At 62.6% G+C, this 1,330-nt stretch carries 1 protein-coding gene; it reads left to right on the forward strand.

Going from position 1 to position 1,330, the window contains the following annotated elements; genetic code table 11:
* Positions 1 to 79: 79 nt before the first annotated feature.
* Positions 80 to 1,252 carry an IS5 family transposase gene (locus ACFSUD_RS19575; protein WP_386376183.1) on the forward strand — a complete coding sequence of 391 codons (1,173 nt, stop codon included), beginning with the start codon at positions 80 to 82 and terminating at the stop codon, positions 1,250 to 1,252.
* The last annotated feature ends 78 nt before the right edge of the window (positions 1,253 to 1,330 follow it).

Below are 1,330 nucleotides of genomic sequence, written 5' to 3' on the forward strand. Positions count from 1 at the left end.
CAGGCCGCTGAAATAGTCCCACCTCGACAGCGGTTTGAGAACATGATTCACCCTCATCACGGTAAAGGCGAGGATGATGATGCGCGGGACGGACGAGGCGAGCGGGTCGCTTTTCAGCTATGTTGATCTGGAGGAGCGCATCCCTGCGCGACACCCTTTGCGCAAGATCCGGCAGGTGGTGAATGACGCGCTCGCCAGCCTCGATGCCGACTTCGAGGCGCTCTACACCGACTTCGGCCGCCCCTCGATCCCGCCGGAACGGCTGATCCGAGCCAGCCTGCTGCAAATCCTGTTCTCGGTCCGATCCGAGCGGCAGTTGATGGAGCAGATGAACTACAACTTGATGTTCCGGTGGTTTGTCGGCCTCGGGATTGACGATCCAGTTTGGGTTCCCACGGTTTTTTCGAAGAACCGCGACCGGCTGCTGACCACAGAGATGTCGCGCAAGGTGATGGCGGCGATCCTGGGCCACCGCGAGGTGGCACCGCTGTTGTCGGATGAGCATTTTTCGGTGGATGGCACGCTGGTCAAGGCGTGGGCGTCGATCAAGAGTTTCCAGCCGAAGGCGGAGGCCAGTCCGCCTGACGATGATGGGCCGGGTGATCCGCCCGCCCCGAACACCGCGCCCGAAACCAAGCCTTCCGATAACCCCGCCGAGACCGACCAGATGCCCCGCAATTCCCGCCACCACCGCAATGCCGAGGTCGATTTCAAGGGCGAGAAGCGCTCGAATGCCAGTCATGGCTCGCGCACCGATCCGGACGCGCGGCTTTACAAAAAATCCCCCGGCACCGGGGCGATGCTGTGTTTCATCGGTCATGCTCTGATGGAGAACCGCAACGGCTTGATCGTCCAGGGCGACCTGACGCAGGCCGACGGTCATGCGGAACGGCGCGCGGCATTGGACATGGTGCATCGCCATTCCCCGGGATCGACCCGGCGGCTGACGCTGGGTGCCGACAAGGGCTATGACGCGGGCGGGTTCGTCTCTGACCTGCGCAAGGCCTGCGTCACCCCGCATGTGGCGCAGAAATCGCGATATTCAGCCATCGATGGCCGAACCGCCCGGCATGACGGATATGCGCAATCCCAGAAGCACCGAAAGAAGATCGAAGAGGCCTTCGGCTGGGCCAAAACCGTCGGCGGCATGGCTCAAACCGTCTATCGCGGTGTCGAACGGGTGCGCTCCCGCTTCATTCTGACGATGGCCGCCAATAACCTGGCCCGACTGCCCAGATTGCTGGGAGCATGAGGCAGGAACACGCCGCCACATGCGCGCCTCACACCCGTCGACAAGTGAGAAGATCACCCGAACCGGCGCCGTTGAAGG

Source organism: Sulfitobacter aestuarii, assembly GCF_042685005.1.
In the GTDB taxonomy this organism is placed as follows: domain Bacteria; phylum Pseudomonadota; class Alphaproteobacteria; order Rhodobacterales; family Rhodobacteraceae; genus Sulfitobacter; species Sulfitobacter aestuarii.

What these genes read in the sequence shown, in the direction of transcription:
- ACFSUD_RS19575 (WP_386376183.1), top strand. Translation starts at nt 80, where the DNA reads ATGCGCGGGACGGACGAGGCGAGCGGGTCGCTTTTCAGCTATGTTGAT.